Source organism: Streptomyces sp. NPDC002580, from assembly GCF_042889485.1.
Lineage (GTDB): Bacteria > Actinomycetota > Actinomycetes > Streptomycetales > Streptomycetaceae > Streptomyces.
Genome location: NZ_JBIAQZ010000004.1, coordinates 13653 through 28562, shown reverse-complemented (window position 1 = coordinate 28562; position 14910 = coordinate 13653). Strand labels below are relative to the sequence as shown.

14 protein-coding genes and 1 pseudogene are annotated in these 14910 nt (G+C 71.5%); 10 read left to right on the top strand and 5 right to left on the bottom strand.

All coding sequences use genetic code 11. The annotated features are described in order from the left end of the window. Positions 1-18 precede the first annotated feature (18 nt). Positions 19-978, bottom strand: a complete 960-nt coding sequence (locus ACFYW7_RS14305; RefSeq protein WP_389501750.1) for an ABC transporter substrate-binding protein — start codon at positions 976-978, stop codon at positions 19-21. A gap of 453 nt (positions 979-1431) precedes the next feature. Here ACFYW7_RS14305 and ACFYW7_RS14300 point away from each other — a divergent pair, with 453 nt between their 5' ends. From ACFYW7_RS14300 to ACFYW7_RS14280, 5 genes are all read left to right on the top strand, one after another. Further along, complete coding sequence (locus tag ACFYW7_RS14300) at positions 1432-3870, top strand: ATP-binding protein (RefSeq protein ID WP_389501748.1); 2439 nt, start codon at positions 1432-1434, stop codon at positions 3868-3870. A 2-nt stretch (positions 3871-3872) separates the two neighbouring features. Further along, a complete protein-coding gene (locus ACFYW7_RS14295) occupies positions 3873-4346 on the top strand; it encodes a roadblock/LC7 domain-containing protein (RefSeq protein WP_389502692.1) in 474 nt (157 codons plus the stop codon). 59 nt (positions 4347-4405) lie between these two features. Further along, positions 4406-4837, top strand: a complete 432-nt coding sequence (locus tag ACFYW7_RS14290) for a DUF742 domain-containing protein (protein WP_389501746.1) — start codon at positions 4406-4408, stop codon at positions 4835-4837. Then, positions 4788-5399, top strand: coding sequence for an ATP/GTP-binding protein (locus tag ACFYW7_RS14285; protein ID WP_389501744.1), 612 nt, complete (start codon positions 4788-4790; stop codon positions 5397-5399). Before ACFYW7_RS14290 ends, ACFYW7_RS14285 begins: the two co-directional genes overlap by 50 nt. 148 nt (positions 5400-5547) lie before the next feature. After that, complete coding sequence (locus ACFYW7_RS14280) at positions 5548-6279, top strand: DsbA family protein (RefSeq protein ID WP_389501742.1); 732 nt, start codon at positions 5548-5550, stop codon at positions 6277-6279. 54 nt (positions 6280-6333) lie between these two features. Here the strand turns inward: ACFYW7_RS14280 and ACFYW7_RS14275 are convergent, their stop codons facing one another. From ACFYW7_RS14275 to ACFYW7_RS14260, 4 genes are all read right to left on the bottom strand, one after another. Continuing rightward, positions 6334-7008 (bottom strand): ABC transporter permease, encoded by a 675-nt coding sequence (locus ACFYW7_RS14275; RefSeq protein ID WP_389501739.1) that lies wholly within the window; start codon positions 7006-7008, stop codon positions 6334-6336. Continuing rightward, complete coding sequence (locus ACFYW7_RS14270) at positions 7005-7715, bottom strand: ABC transporter permease (protein WP_389501735.1); 711 nt, start codon at positions 7713-7715, stop codon at positions 7005-7007. The genes ACFYW7_RS14275 and ACFYW7_RS14270 overlap by 4 nt, the downstream gene beginning before the upstream one ends. After that, on the bottom strand, positions 7712-8851 hold the full coding sequence (locus ACFYW7_RS14265) for an ABC transporter ATP-binding protein (RefSeq protein WP_389501732.1): 1140 nt from the start codon (positions 8849-8851) through the stop codon (positions 7712-7714). Before ACFYW7_RS14265 ends, ACFYW7_RS14270 begins: the two co-directional genes overlap by 4 nt. A 291-nt stretch (positions 8852-9142) precedes the next feature. Further along, the gene (locus tag ACFYW7_RS14260; RefSeq protein ID WP_389501730.1) at positions 9143-9940 is read right to left on the bottom strand and encodes a CDP-alcohol phosphatidyltransferase family protein; all 798 of its coding nucleotides are present in this window, start codon (positions 9938-9940) and stop codon (positions 9143-9145) included. 106 nt (positions 9941-10046) lie between these two features. Between ACFYW7_RS14260 and ACFYW7_RS14255 the strand changes: the two genes are divergently transcribed. From ACFYW7_RS14255 to ACFYW7_RS14235, 5 genes and pseudogenes are all read left to right on the top strand, one after another. Then, positions 10047-11027, top strand: a complete 981-nt coding sequence (locus ACFYW7_RS14255) for a zinc-binding alcohol dehydrogenase (RefSeq protein ID WP_389501728.1) — start codon at positions 10047-10049, stop codon at positions 11025-11027. 137 nt (positions 11028-11164) lie between these two features. Continuing rightward, positions 11165-11563: a 6-pyruvoyl tetrahydropterin synthase family protein gene (locus ACFYW7_RS14250; protein WP_389501726.1), complete on the top strand. Its 399-nt coding sequence runs from the start codon at positions 11165-11167 to the stop codon at positions 11561-11563. Next, positions 11560-12783 carry a glycosyltransferase family 4 protein gene (locus tag ACFYW7_RS14245; protein WP_389501723.1) on the top strand — a complete coding sequence of 408 codons (1224 nt, stop codon included), beginning with the start codon at positions 11560-11562 and terminating at the stop codon, positions 12781-12783. The genes ACFYW7_RS14250 and ACFYW7_RS14245 overlap by 4 nt, the downstream gene beginning before the upstream one ends. Next, complete coding sequence (locus ACFYW7_RS14240) at positions 12780-13718, top strand: class I SAM-dependent methyltransferase (protein ID WP_389501721.1); 939 nt, start codon at positions 12780-12782, stop codon at positions 13716-13718. Before ACFYW7_RS14245 ends, ACFYW7_RS14240 begins: the two co-directional genes overlap by 4 nt. Then, positions 13637-14830, top strand: a pseudogene (locus ACFYW7_RS14235) (lysylphosphatidylglycerol synthase domain-containing protein); the annotation flags it as partial. The gene ACFYW7_RS14240 and the pseudogene ACFYW7_RS14235, both read left to right, overlap by 82 nt. Positions 14831-14910 lie beyond the last annotated feature (80 nt).

The following is a 14910-nucleotide window of genomic DNA, read 5'->3' as shown; positions in this document are numbered from 1 at the left end:
GGGGTGCCGGTGCGAAGGTCAGCCGAGTCCGGCCGAGGACAGCCACGACTTCGCGACGTCCCGCGGGTCCTTGCCGCCTTTCTGCACCTCGCCGTTGAGTTTCACGAGGGTTTCCGTGTCGAGCTTGGCCGAGACCTCGTTGAGCACCGCGACTCCGGCCGCTGACAGGTTGCTCTTGTAGGTCAGCGGAGTCACGTTCTCGAATCCGAAGAGATTCTTGGGGTCCTTCAGGACGACGAACTTGTTCTTGGCGATTCCGGGGTCGGTCGTGAAGATGTCCGCGGCCTGGATGTTGTCGCCCTTGAGGGCCGTCGTCGTGAGGTTGCCGCCCGCGTCGAGCGCCTTGAAGTTCTTGAATTCGAGACCGTATTCGGACTTCAGACCCTTCAGCCCCTGCTGCCGGGTCTGGAACTCGGGGGAACCGCCGATGACCAGGTCCTTCGCCACGTCGGACAGGTCGGCGATGGTCGACTCGGCCGTGAGGCCGTGCTTCTTGGCCGTGGCCTCGTTGACGGCGATGGCGTCCTTGTCCTCGGCCTTGGACGAGGTCAACAGGGCGAGCTTGGCGTCGAGTTTCGCGGATATCGCCGAGTTGGTCTCCTCGACGGTCGTCGGAACGGCCTTGGCGTCCAGGTAGGCGAGCAGAGCGCCGTTGTACTCCGGCAGCACCGTGATCGTGCCGTTCTTGATCAGGCCGTACGTGGTTTCGCGACTGCCGATGTTCAGCTTGTAACTGACATTGATGCCCTTGGACTTGAGGGCTTCGCCGTAGATGTCGGCGAGCAGGATGCTCTCGGGGAAGTTGTTGGAACCGACGACGACCGTGCCGCCCTTGGCGGCGTCGCCCTGCAACGGGTCGTCCTTGCCGGAGTCGTCGGAGGAACCGCAGCCCGTCAGGGCGGCCGCGGCCACAACCAGCAGGGAAACGGCGTAAGTTGTGGAGGTTCGAGTGCTTCTGGCGATGGTCACGTTGGTCATCCAGACTTGGCAATGAATGGGGCGGGTGGTCGCCGGGTGCGGGTGGTGACGGTCCCGACGATCCAATCGAGAGGCCTCAACTACCGTCAAGGCACGAATAGATCACTGATGGGGACCGTACAGCTTCAGCCTGTAGGCACAACGTGATCAAAATACGGTCGAACCAGGCGTCCGAGCAGTTCACTTTTCGGTTGATCATGGCCGTACTCTTGCGCCAGCCGCTAGTGTTGGCCGCGCCGAGGGCCCCCTTCCACTTGTCGGGCCGATCGTGCTGTTCGTGACCATTGCTCCATGCAGGCCTGTCGCTTGGTTTCCAACGGGGAATGAAGTCAAGGAGGTTGGGTGCCCGCGCACAGAAGAGCCACCTCGGGACAGCCGTCCACGGCTCTTGGGGCCGGCCGGACACCGTCTCTGCTCGACCGTTGGCCTTTCCGCCGGAAACTCAACGTTCTGGTGATCGTGCCGCTCGCGGTCATCTCCGTGATGCTTTCCTATGTCGTCTCCGGTGAGATCGACCGCGCGCGCTCGGCCGCAGAGACCGCCCAACTGGTGCGCGACAGCGCGCAGGTGACCAAGCTCATCGACGCCGTGCAGACCGAGCACCGGCAGGCCCTCCTCGTCTCCCTGCGCTACGAGGCGGCCCGCCCGGGGGATGGCCGGCCCGACGCCTCCGCCTACCTGGACGCGCAGCAGGAGTCCGGCATCCGCATCGACGCCGTCCGCTCGGCCTTCAGCGACCGGCTGCCCGAGGGCGAGGCGGAGGCGCTGAAGGAACTCGAGGGCCTGGACAGCCTGCGCAAGACCGTCGAGCAGGGACCGATCCCCGCCGACAACATCGACCCGGCGTACGGAGCGGTGATCGAGAACCTCATCAACGGTCTCGGTCTCGGTCAGGCGGGCGGCGAGTCCTCCTCGTCCGCGGGCAATCTGCTCGACGCGCTGCTGCGCGCCGACGCCGCCCACGCCTCCTTCGAGACCAGCGTCTTCGCCGCCCGTACCCGTGACTCCAACGCGCTCCTCGAATTCACCGGTGCCGTCGGCGACTACGACCAGTACACCTACCAGGCCGAGCGGTTCACCCGGTTCGCCAGCCAGGAGCAGGGCACCGCACTCGCCGAGATCGAGCGCAGCCCCTACCAGAACGTCATCTCCCAGCACTGGGCCGCGCTCCAGGTCGACACCGGCGCGCTGGTCGCCGACAACGCCACGCAGCTGCGGGCCGCGCTCGACGACGCGCTGCGCGCCGACCCCACCTACGAGCGGCAGGCCGAGAACCGGCTGAAGGTCGTCCAGTCGCTGATCGGCGAGATCGCCGCGGACGCCCAGTCCGCGTCGAACAACGCCTGGTGGCGGGTGGCCTGGCTGATCACCGGCAGCGTGCTCGCCTTCGCCGCCTGGCTGCTGTTCTCCGTGCTGACCCGCCGCTCCGTGGTGCGGACCGTGCGCACGCTCACGGGGGCGGCCCAGCACGTGGCCGCCGCCGCCCAGACCGAACTCGCCCGCGTGGCCGACGACGACGCCGACGACGCGAGCCCCCCGCGGCTGGAGGCCGTCCCCGTCCAGGTGCGCGACGAGATCGGGGAACTGGCCGAAGCGTTCAACCAGGTCCAGGTCACCGCGACCGCGCTGCTGGAACGCCAGGTCGTCGGCCGGCGCAACATCGCCGAGATGTTCGGCAACGTCGGCCGTCGCGTCAGCAACCTGACAGCACGTCAACTCGCCCTGATCGACTCCGTGGAGCGAGGCGAGACCGACCCCGAGGTGCTGGACCGGCTGTACCGCATCGACCACATCGCGGTCCGCCTCCAGCGCAACGCCGACAGCCTCATGCTGCTCGCCGGGATCAGCGAGACCGGCCTCACCACCGAACCGATGCGGCTCAGCAACATCGTCCGTGCCGCGCTCGGCCAGATCGAGGGCTACCAGCGCGTCACCCCGCACGCCGAGGGCGACGTCACCGTCGTCCCCGACATCGTCGGCGACCTGACGCTGATGCTCGCCGAACTGCTGGAGAACGCCGTCATGTTCTCCCCCGCCACCAGCGGTGTCGAAGTGGTCCTGCGGCCCCGGCACGGAGGCGGCGGAGCCCTCGTCGAGATCGTCGACCACGGGCTCGGCATGAGCCCCGAGCGGCTGGAACAGGAGAACGCCCGGCTGATCCGGCGCGAACGCCTCGACCTGGCGCCCACGGAGGTCCTCGGTCTGTTCGTGGTCGGCGGCCTGTCCCGGCGCTGGGGCATCGAGGTCGTCCTGTCCCGCACCCCGGGCGGCGGCGTCACCGCGACCGTGGCGGTGCCCGCGTCCCACCTCGTGCAAGGTCACCCCGCGGCACGTCCCCCGCGCATCCAGCCACCCGCGCGCCGGTCCGGCCCGAGGGAGCCGCGCCCGGCGCGGGCCGAGTCGCCGGCCGGACCGGCGGGCCTGCCCCGCCGCGTGCCCGCGCGTTCCCAGGAGACCGAGTCCCCCGGCCACGCCCGCCGCGCGGAACCGGTGACGGAGAGCGGCGCCGAACGCCCCACGACGCACGGCGGCACCCGGCCCGGAACCCCGGCCGACGCGGGCCCCGCGGCCCCGACCCGGCCCGGCGACGCCGGTCCGCTGCGGCGCCGGGTGCGCGGGGCGACCCTGTCGGCCGGTACGGCGTCGAGCAGGCTGCCCCGGCCCAAGGAACCCATGACCCACCGTCGGCCGCCCTCCTGGGCACCGACGGACGCCGAGGCGGCGCGCGACGAACTCGACGAGTTCGAGGCGGCCGTGCTTCGGGCCGAACGCGAGAGCGCGGCCGAGGACGCCCCGGCCGGGGCGAACAGGCCGGGCGGCGGGCCCGCGGGCCCGGCCGGACCCGGTGTCCGCGACAGAAGACCCTCTTCCCCGGAAGGCATGAGCACGTGACCATGTGGACAGGCGAGCCGGAGTCCCGAACCGCTGAGCCCGCGGCGGACGTGAAGACCGCCGCCGCCGACTTCAACTGGCTGCTCAATCGTTTCGCCAGCGAGACGGCCGGAGTCGTCGACGTGATCGGTGTCTCCTCCGACGGACTGCTGATCGCGGTCTCCCGGCTGCGCGACCAGGCCGACTCCGAGCGGCTCGCGGCGATCGTCTCCGGTATGACCAGCCTCGCCATGGGGGCCTCGGGCAACTACGGACTCGGCGGCCTCAACAAGGTCATCATCGACCTCGAGGAGGGGCACGTCCTGGTGTCCGCCCTCGGCGCCGGAGCGGTGCTCGGAGTGGTGGCCTCCAAGGAGGCGAAGCTCGGCAACATCGCCTACGAGATGACGCTGTTCGCCAACCGGGCCGGTGCGGTGCTGAGCCCGCAACTGGTCATGGAGCTGAAGAACACCGTGGGCATCGCCCCGACCGGGTGACGTCCGACGGGGGCGTCACATGACCGGTGACGCCCCGCGAGCTGAAGGGGGAGGACGTGATGACGTCCGGTGAGCCATTGGCCGGCGGGAACGCCGAGTGGGGAAGGGAACGCCCCGCCTCGGTCGTCCGGCCGTTCCTGCTGACCGCGGGCCGGATCGCCGGCGGCGACAGTCTCGTACCGCCGATCCCCATCGAGACCCAGGTGGTGGCGACGAACGTGGGACTGGCGGCACTCGACGCGTTCGCCTTCGACCAGCACCGCGACATCATCACGGTCTGTCGCGAGCCGCAGTCGCTCGCGGAGATCGCGGCGAAACTCCGGATGCACCTGAACGTGATCCGGGTGCTCGCCGACGATCTGCGCGCCGACGGTCAACTGGCCCTGTACGCACCGCAGGCCCGCTCCAACCGTGATGTCACTGTTCTGCGAAGGGTTATCGATGGTCTTCGAGCTATCCCCGACTCCCGGGGCGCGGTCCGTGGAGGCTGACGGCGAGCCGCCCCGGCCGCCGTTGCCGGTGAAGATGGTGATCGCGGGCGGCTTCGGCGTGGGCAAGACCACCACGGTGGGCGCCATCTCCGAGATCGAGCCGCTGACCACCGAGGCGTCCATCACCTCGGTCGCCGCGGGCGTCGACGACCTCACCCACACCCCGGAGAAGGTGACGACGACCGTCGCCATGGACTTCGGCTGCGTCACCCTCGACCCGACCCTGAAGCTCTACCTGTTCGGCACCCCCGGCCAGGAGCGGTTCGGGTTCATGTGGGACGACCTCGTGGAGGGGGCGCTCGGCGGTCTCGTCATCGTCGACACCCGACGGCTCGACGACTGCTACGCGGCCGTCGACTACTTCGAGCACCGCGGCATCCCGTTCGCGGTGGCCGTCAACGCCTTCGACGGGAAGCTCGACCACGACCTGGACGACGTCCGGTGGGCCCTCGACGTCGCCGACCACGTGCCGCTGACCGTGTTCGACGCGCGCGAACGGGGCTCGGTGCGGGACGCGCTGCTCGTCGTCCTCGAACACGCCCTGGCCAGGGCCCAGAGCTGAGACGGGGACGGCCCGGGGCCGTCTCGGCGGACCGACGAGCACGCCAGGTCAGGAAGCGTTCCCTGTCCCAACCGGCTCTCCCTGGAAACCAGGTGCCTTCTTCGCGCTGATGATCTATGGTCGCGCTGTTCATGGGGAGGGAATACGCATGGTGCGTGGGAGACGGGCGGCCGTGCTGTGCGCGGCCGCGGTGCTGATGCAGGCCGGGTGCGGGCTGCAGGCGGAGCAGGACAAGCCCGCGTTCGAGAGTGTGGAGAAGCTGCCCGAGAAGCTCGCGAAGGACGGCACCACCATTCTTGTGGGCGATCCGGGCGCGAGGACGACCGTGCACCTGTACGAGGACCCGCGCTGTCCGTACTGCGAGGATTTCGAGACGACCGGCGGTTCTCCGAAGCTTCGGGAGATGATGCTCGACCGCCGGGCCAGGGGCGAGTACACGATGGCCTCCTTCTTGGACGACCGTCTGGGCGGCGGCGGGTCGAAGAGGGCGGTCAACGCCCTGCGCGCCGCGCTGGAGGAGGGCAGGTTCGTCGAGTACCACGAGGTGCTCTTCGCCAACCAGCCCGAGGAGAGCGTCGACGGCTACACCGACGCGTATCTGCTGGAACTGGCCGGCCAGGTGGAGGGCCTGGGGGGACCGGAGTTCAGCGCGGCCGTGAAGGGCATGAAGTACCGCTCTTTCGTCACCGCCTCCGAGAAGGCCTATGAGAAGGCCGGCGGAGCGAAGGAACCCGGAGGCCCCGGGACACCCACCGCCGTGATCAACGACAAGCGGATCCCCATGGAGTACAACGGTCTGCTCTACGACGGCGCTGCCTTCGGACGGCTGCTCCAGCAGATCTCCGACAAACCCTGGGAGTGGAAGGTGACCTCCTTGTGAACGGGCGGGTCCCGGACGGCGAGAACGGGGCAGGCGGGACGGTGACGACAGGGTCTAGGCCGCCCGCCGCCGGGCCACCCCGGGGGAGACCGCCAGCTTGCCCACCGCCCAGAACAGCACGAGGACGAACAGGGCGAGGACGGCCGTGAGGGCCGCACCACCGACCACCTTCTCGTAGTCGTGCTGGTACAGACCGTCCAGGATGTACCGGCCCACCCCGCCGAGGGCCACGTACGCGGCGATCGTCGCCGTCGAGGCGATCTGGATCGTCGCCGAGCGCAGTCCGCTGAGGATCAGCGGGAGCGCGGCCGGGACCTCGACCTGGAAGAGGATCAGCGGTTCCGGCATGCCCATGCCGCGGGCGGCGTCGACGGGGGAGGGATCCACGGTGCGGATCGCCTCGTAGGTGGTGATGAGGATCGGGGGGACCGCCAGCACCACGAGCGGGATCATCACCGGCGTGATGCCCAGCCCCAGCCAGACGAACATCAGGACCAGCAGTCCGAAGGTCGGCAGGGCGCGGGCACCGGTGGATATGAAGGCGAGCGCGTTGCCGCCGCGCCCGGTGTGGCCGGTGATCAGGCCGACCGGCAGACCGATGGCCGCGGCGATCGCGAGGGCCCCGCCGGTGTACTGGAGGTGTTCCCACAGGCGTTGCGGGATGCCGTCGCGGCCGTGCCAGTGGGCGCCGTCCGCGAAGAAGGACCGCATGAACTCGAGCACGTTCACGACACACCGTCCGGAGTGCGGGCCGAGGGGGCCGCGGTCGTGGCCCCGGAGCCGTGTGCCGCGCGGGCGGACGGCGGCTCCCAGGGGGTGAGGACCCGCCGCAGCAGGACCAGCAGGGCGTCGATCACGATCGCGAGGAGGGCGGTGGTGACCACCGACGTCACGGCCAGCCGGGGGCGGTGGTACAACTGCGCGGTGGTCAGCAGGTTGCCGAGTCCGCCCTGGTTGCCGATGAGCGCGCCGACGCTCACCAGGCTGATGCTGGAGGCGACGGCCACCCGTAGTCCGGCGGTGATCGCCGGTACGGCTATGGGCAGTTGGACCTGGAGGTAGCGGCGCGCGAGGCCGATGCCCATGGCCGAGGCGGCGGCGTTCGTCTCCTCGGGGACCGAGCGGATGCCGTCGACCACCGCCGGTACGAGCACGACCAGGCTGTACAGGCACAGCGGGATCATCACGGTCAGCTGGGTCAGACCGGTGTAGTCGATGAGCACCACGAAGAAGGCGATCGACGGGACGGCGTAGAGCACCGTGGAGGTCCACAGCAACGGCGGGTAGAGCCATTCGAAGTGGACGCACAGCAGTCCGATCGGCAACGCCAGCAGCAGCCCGACCAGTACCGGGACCAGCGCCTCCTGGAGGTGGACGGCGATGAGACCGCCGTAGCTGTGCTGGAGGTCGCTCGGGATGTCGAAGTACCCGTTCATCGCAGCGCCTTCGCCGGCGAGGTGTCCTGCCCGGCGTCCGCGGCCCGTCGTCGCCGGTCGGACCGGATCGCGGCGGCGATCGTCTCCTGCCCGGCGATCCCGAGCACCCGCCCGGTGGCGTCGACCGCGACGGCCAGACCGGTCGGCGAGAGCACGGCCCGGTCCAGGGCGACCCGCAGCGAGTCCCGGCCCACCTCGAAGGTCTCTCCGTACGGTTCGAGCGTCGCGACCTCGGCGTCCCAGGTCCCGGGGTCGGCCCAGCCGAGCGGCTTGCCGTCGGCGTCGGTCACCAGCACGGGCGCCCCTTCCGGGTCGCGTCCGGCGATCTCCTGCCGGTCGGAGCCGACGGGGAAGACCCGGGAGCGGTCGAGCTCGAGGCCCTCGGTGGACAGGAACGACAGACCGCGGATGCCCCGGTCGGCGCCGAGGAACCGCTCCACGAAGGAATCGGCGGGCGACGACAGGATCTCGTCCGGGGCCGCGAACTGGGCGAGCTTGCCACCGGTGCGCAGCACCGCGATGCGGTCCCCGACCGTGATCGCCTCGTCCATGTCGTGGGTGACGAAGACGATGGCCTTGCCCAGTTCACCCTGGATGCGGAGCAACTCCTCCTGGAGACCCCGGCGTACGACCGGGTCGACCGCGGAGAACGGCTCGTCCATCAGCAGAATCGGCGGGTCGGCGGCCAACGCGCGTGCCACACCCACGCGTTGCTGCTGACCGCCGGAGAGCTGGTACGGGTAGCGGCGGGCCATGGCGGGGTCGAGACCGACCCGTTCCATCAGTTCCGCCGCGCGCTCCCGGGCCTTCTGCTTGGACCAGCCGAGCAGCCGGGGCACCGTGGCGATGTTGTCGAGGATCGTCCGGTGCTGGAAGAGCCCCGCGTTCTGGATGACGTAACCCATGGAACGCCGAAGGGAGTTGACCGGCCGGTTCCGGATGTCCTCGCCGTCGACCCGGATCGTGCCGCTGCTCGGCTCGATCATGCGGTTGATCATGCGGAGCGTGGTGGTCTTGCCGCAGCCCGAAGGTCCGACGAGAACGGTGATGGAGTGGTCAGGTATCTGGAGGGACAGGCGATCGACGGCCACCGTGCCGTCGGCGTATCGCTTGCTGACATCTTCGATGGCTATCAAGCGTCGAGACCCTTCGGGAACGGCTTTGCTCGCGCGTGGCGCGATCACGTGCACGAGGGTGCGTAGTCTAGCCAGTTGATGTTCGTTCCCGGTCGCGACGGAGCGCGAATGTCGGACGAAGGTCCGATTTCGCCGCCCGCGCCGGAGCGCCGCCGTTCACGCCCCGGGTGTCACCGCCCGTACGTCCCCGTCAGCCGTCCCAAGTCCCGTCGGGCGTCTCGGTTCCTGTGAGCCGTCTCAAGTCCCCCGCGCGACGCACGTCCTGTGCCCGATGCCGCCCCGCGCGGGCCCTCAGCCCTCGGAACGCGCCGGGGCCGAGGCCACGCCGACCAGTTCGCGCGGCAGCTCCTCCGCGCGGACCGGCTCGACGGGAGCGGACACGCTCTGCCGCCACAGCCACGCGATGTCGCGGCCGAACGACCACACCAGGAGCGCGAGGGCCGACAGCACGGCCGCCATGGCCACTTCGTACGGCAGCAGCCCGGAGCCCGCGACCAGCAGGATGACGCCCTGCAGGGCGGCCACCGTCTTGCGCGCCATGCTCGGCGGCAGTTCGCCGTTCAGCCACGGCAGCACCCGGGCCGCCGCGACGAACACGTACCGCATCGTGCCGATCAGCAGCACCCACGGACCGAGCGCCATCCCGACGTACACGCTCAGCACGAGGATGAGGAACGCGTCCACCTCCATGTCGAAGCGCGCGCCCAGCGCGGAGGAGGTGCCGGTCCGCCGGGCGACCTTGCCGTCGACGCCGTCGAGGATCAGGGCCACCGCCGTCAGACCGACCAGCAGACTCGCCGGCGGCGAACTCTCGAAGGAGTCCGCGACCAGGGCGGTGACGCCGCCCACCAGGATCGAGCGGCCGAGCGTGACGCGGTTGGCGGGCCCGAAGGAGCGGGGCCGCGTGCGCCGCAGGGCGCGGGTCAGCACCGCCCAGGTGGCGATCGCGAAGACCACGCCGGTCAGCCAGCCCGCGGGCCCCATCCCGATCGCCGAGCCCAGCAGGGCCAGCAGCAGGAGCTGCACGCCGGCTCCCACCATGGTCTCCTGCTGGGGAAGCCTCGCGCCGTACATGTCGTTCAGGGCCACCGCACATCCTCCGGCCGTATGACAGATTCGATCAACGCCGCGTACAGTGCGCGGCTTGTCACTGGTCCGTACGTGAAGATCTGCTCAATCGTTCAGGGGGACGCTCATGGAACTCACAGCTCGAGCCTTCTGGCTCACGGCACCGGGCCTCGGTGAGATCCGGGACGTCACCCTGCCCGCGCCCGCGGAGGGGGAGGTGCTCGTACGCACGCTCTACTCCGGCGTGAGCAGGGGCACCGAGACGCTCGTGTTCCACGGGAAAGTGCCGGAGAACCAGCACGCGGCGATGCGCGCGCCGTTCCAGGACGGGGACTTCCCCGCGCCCGTGAAGTACGGCTATCTGAGTGTCGGGCGAGTGGAGGAAGGGCCGGCGCACCTGCTCGGGCGCACGGTCTTCTGCCTCTACCCGCACCAGACGCGCTACGTCGTCCCGGCGAGCGCCGTGACGGTCGTGCCCGAGTCCGTGCCCGCGTCCCGCGCCGTCCTCGCCGGCACCGTCGAGACCGCGGTGAACGCCCTGTGGGACGCCGCCCCGCTCGTCGGCGACCGGATCGCCGTGGTCGGCGGCGGCATGGTCGGCTGCTCGGTCGCCGCGCTGCTCGCCCGCTTCCCCGGGGTACGGGTCCAGCTCGTCGACGCCGACCCGGCCCGCGGCGCCGTCGCCCGGGCGCTCGGCGTCGACTTCGCGCTCCCCGAGGACGCCACCGGTGAGCTCGACCTCGTCGTGCACGCCAGCGCCACCGAGGCCGGCCTCAACCGCTCCCTGGACCTGCTCGCCCGGGAAGGCACCGTCATCGAGCTGAGCTGGTACGGCGACCGCCGGGTCGGCCTGCCGCTCGGCGAGGCCTTCCACTCCCGCCGGCTGACCCTGCGCAGCAGCCAGGTGGGTTCCGTATCGCCCTCGGGCCGGCCCGGCAGGACCTACGCCGACCGTCTCGCGCTGGCCCTCGACCTCCTCGCCGAACCGGCCTTCGACGCCCTGATCACGGGCGAGAGCGCCTTCGGGGAACTCCCCGACGTGATGGGGGAACTCGCCTCCGGATCGATACCCGCCCTGTGCCACCGCGTCGCCTACGACGACGTTTGAGCCGACGAGAACCGGCCTGACCTCTACGGACTCCGAAGAAAGGCCGACAAGCGGCTGAACAAGGTGAACCGGGCAGCCGTACTACCCAACGTGATCCCGGCAGAGGATCAGACGCACCGCACCTGGAGGGTCGTCCGTTGTTCAGCATCACCGTCCGCGATCACCTGATGATCGCCCACAGCTTCCGTGGCGAGGTCTTCGGACCCGCGCAGCGCCTGCACGGGGCGACGTTCCTGGTGGACGCAACCTTCCGCCGCCCCGAGCTCGACGACGACAACATCGTCGTCGACATCGGACTGGCCACGCAGGAGCTCGGCGCAGTCGTCAGCGAGTTGAACTATCGCAATCTCGACAGCGAGCCGGACTTCAAGGACACCAACACCTCGACCGAGTTCCTGGCGAAGGTCATCGCCGACAGACTCGCGGACCGTATTCGGGCCGGAGCGCTCGGCGAAGGCGCGCACGGCCTCACCGGCCTCACCGTCACCCTGCACGAGTCGCACATCGCCTGGGCGAGTTATGAGCGTGAGCTGTGACCGACGTGACCCTCGACCAGGCATCACCGCTGTCCGGCCAGGCCGCCGCGACCGCCGCCCCGGGTGCGCTGAGCTACGTCCCCGTGCAGCACACGGCTCTCAAGAACGCCGAGATCATCCCCATGTCCCTGCGCTCCGTGCACTTCGTCATGCCGGGCGGTGTCGACGACCCGGCCGCGCCGAGCGGCGGCAACGCCTACGACCGCCGGCTCTGCCTGGATCTTCCCGGCTTCGGCTGGCAGGTCCACCGGCACGTCGTTCCCGGTGAGTGGCCCCGCCCCACCGCCGCCGCCCGGGCGGAACTCGCCAGGACGCTGGCCGACCTGCCCGACGGCACGGTCGTCCTCCTCGACGGCATCGTCGCCTGTGGGGTCCCCGAGATCATCGCCCCCGAGGCCGACCGGCTGCGTCTGGTCGTCCTCGTACACCTGCCGCTCGGCGACGAGACCGGGCTCGAGCCCGCCGTCGCCGCGGAGCTGGACGCCCTGGAACGGACGACCCTGCGGGCCGTGTCGGCGGTCGTGGCCACCAGCGAATGGGCCGTCCGCCGGCTCGTCGCCCACCACGGCCTCGCCCCCGACCGCGTCCACGTCGCCACGCCCGGTGCCGACATCGCGCCCCTCGCCTCCGGCACCGACGGCGTCTCCCGGCTGCTGTGCGTCGCCGCGGTGACGCCCCGCAAGGGGCAGCACCGGCTCATCGAGGCCCTCGCGACCGTCACCGACCTGCCCTGGAGCTGCGTCTGCGTCGGCGGACTCGCCCAGGACCCGGCCTACGTCGCCCAGCTGCGCGCCCTGATCGAGAAGCACGGCCTCGGTGACCGGCTGCACCTCGCGGGACCGCAGGCCGGCGCCGAACTCGACGCCAGTTACGCGGCCGCCGACCTCATGGTCCTCACCTCCTACGCGGAGACGTACGGCATGGCCGTCACCGAGGCCCTGGCCCGCGGCATCCCGGTGCTCGCCACGGACGTCGGCGGACTGCCCGAGGCGGTCGGACGCGCCCCCGACGGCGGGGTGCCCGGCATCCTCGTACCGCCGGAGGACCCCGCCGCGCTGGCCGCCGAGCTGCGCGGCTGGTTCGGCGAGGCCGACGTACGCCGACGGCTGAAGGCCGCCGCCCGCGGACGGCGCGCCGCGCTCGACGGCTGGGCGACCACGGCGCGCAGCCTGGCCGGCGTGCTCGGCCGGCTGCCCCAGGAACCCCGGAGGGCGGCGTGAGTACCGCGACGACCCCCGCGAGCGGGCCGGACTCCGGCTTCCCCGAGGAGAAGGTGAGGGCGGGCGTGCCCGTTCAGCGAGTCGGGAACCCGGACACCGACGAGGTGCCGCGCTTCGCGCCCCAGTGGCTCCAGCTGCGTGAACCCGCCGACGCCGCCGCGCGCGCCGTCGAACTGCTCGACCCGCTGCGGATACGGCTGGCCAACCGGCCGGTGCGCGGCGGCGACCTGGTCATCCACGACCTGGGGTGCGGGACCGGCTCCATGGGCCGCTGGCTGGCGCCTCGGCTCGACGGCGCCCAGCACTGGGTGCTGCACGACCGGGACCCGTACCTGCTGCACTTCGCCAGTGTCGGAGCGCCCAGGGCGGCCGCCGACGGCAGCCACGTCGGCGTCACCACCCAGCGCGGTGACATCGGCCGGCTGACCCCGGACGCGCTGGCCGGCGCCGCGCTGGTGACCGCGTCGGCGCTGCTCGACGTGCTCACGAGCGAGGAGATCGAGCGGCTCGCGGAGGCCTGCGCCGGTGCCGGGGTGCCGGCCCTGCTGACGCTGTCCGTCGTCGGACGCGTCGAGCTCACCCCGGCCGACCCGATGGACGCCGAGATCGCCGACGCGTTCGACGCCCACCAGCGGCGCGGCGAACTGCTCGGCCCGGAGGCCATCACGGCCGCCTGCGAGGCGTTCGGCCGCCACGGCGCGACCGTACGGGTGCACCCGAGCCCCTGGCGGCTCGGCCCCGCGACGGCCGATCTCACCGCGGAGTGGCTGCGCGGCTGGGTCGGCGCGGCGGTGGAGCAGAGCCCCGAGCTGGCGGAACGCGCGCAGGCGTACCTGGACGCGCGCCTCGAGGCGTGCGCCGCGGGCGAGTTGCGGGTGGTCGTCCACCACAGCGACCTGCTGGCCCTGCCGCATCCGGCCGGGGGTGCGGTGTGAGCGCGGGCCTGGAGACGGTGGACGTGGCCGCTGCGGTCACGGCCCCGGATCTCGACGGCCCGCACCTGAACACGAGCCGGCCGCCGGTCCGCACCGAGTCGGGTGCGGCGGCCGGACCCGGTACGGACGTCCCCCCACCGTCCGTCTCCGTCCCCGAGGGCGCCGAGCCGGGTTCCGACCCGGCCGGGGCCCCCGGGGGTTCCGCCGCCGACGCGAAGCGGACGGGCCTGCGGGCCCGGCTGGGTGACCGTCGGCTGCGTACCCACTTCGGCACCGTCGCCGGCGTCGTCATCCTCGGTGTGCTGCTCTGGCGGCTGGGTACCGGGGTGTTCCTGGACGGCCTGCGGCGGATCGACGGCACGACCCTGTGGGCGGCGATCGGGATCGGGCTGCTCACCACGGTGTTCAGCGCCTGGCGCTGGTGCCTGGTCGCGCGCGAACTGCGCATCCGGCTCCCGCTGGGCGCGGCCGTAGCGGACTACTACCGCGCGCTGTTCCTGAACGCCGCGCTGCCCGGCGGGGTCCTCGGCGATGTGCACCGGGCCGTCCGGCACGGGCAGAGCGCCGGTGACGTCGGCCGGGGGGTGCGCGCCGTGGTGCTCGAACGCACTGCGGGACAGGCCGTGCTGGCCGCCGTCGGCGCGGTGGTGCTGCTCACCCGGCCGTCACCGGTGCTCGCCGACGCCCGCGAGTTCGCGCTGATCCTCGCGATCGTCTCGGTGGGCGCCGTGGTGACCGTGGGCGCCGTCCGCCGGGTCCGCGGCCGGACCCCCTCCGCCTCCCCCCGGTACCGGGCACTCCGTGACGCGCTCGCCGAGGCCCGCGGCGCCCTGCTGGCCCGTGGCAGCTGGCCCGGAGTGACGATCTCGTCGGTGCTGGTGCTCGCCGGTCATCTGGCGATGTTCGTCCTCGCGGCCCGCGCCGCCGGATCGGCCGCTCCCGTCGCCCAGTTGGTACCGCTGGCGCTGCTCGCCCTGCTGGCCATGGGGCTGCCGCTGAACGTCGGAGGCTGGGGCCCCCGCGAGGGCGTCACCGCGTGGGCGTTCGGCGCCGCCGGGCTCGGCGCCGGCATGGGCCTCACGGTCGCGGTGATCTACGGAGTCCTCAGCTTCGCGGCGAGCCTGCCCGGCGCCGTGGTCCTGGTCGTCCGCTGGGGTGCCGCGTTCCGGCGCCCCGGCGAGGAGAGCGCGGG

Coding starts and splice junctions, on each gene's coding strand:
- ACFYW7_RS14305 (WP_389501750.1), bottom strand. CDS start 978: ATGACCAACGTGACCATCGCCAGAAGCACTCGAACCTCCACAACTTAC.
- ACFYW7_RS14295 (WP_389502692.1), top strand. CDS start 3,873: ATGTGGACAGGCGAGCCGGAGTCCCGAACCGCTGAGCCCGCGGCGGAC.
- ACFYW7_RS14290 (WP_389501746.1), top strand. CDS start 4,406: ATGACGTCCGGTGAGCCATTGGCCGGCGGGAACGCCGAGTGGGGAAGG.
- ACFYW7_RS14285 (WP_389501744.1), top strand. CDS start 4,788: ATGGTCTTCGAGCTATCCCCGACTCCCGGGGCGCGGTCCGTGGAGGCT.
- ACFYW7_RS14280 (WP_389501742.1), top strand. CDS start 5,548: ATGGTGCGTGGGAGACGGGCGGCCGTGCTGTGCGCGGCCGCGGTGCTG.
- ACFYW7_RS14270 (WP_389501735.1), bottom strand. CDS start 7,715: ATGAACGGGTACTTCGACATCCCGAGCGACCTCCAGCACAGCTACGGC.
- ACFYW7_RS14255 (WP_389501728.1), top strand. CDS start 10,047: ATGGAACTCACAGCTCGAGCCTTCTGGCTCACGGCACCGGGCCTCGGT.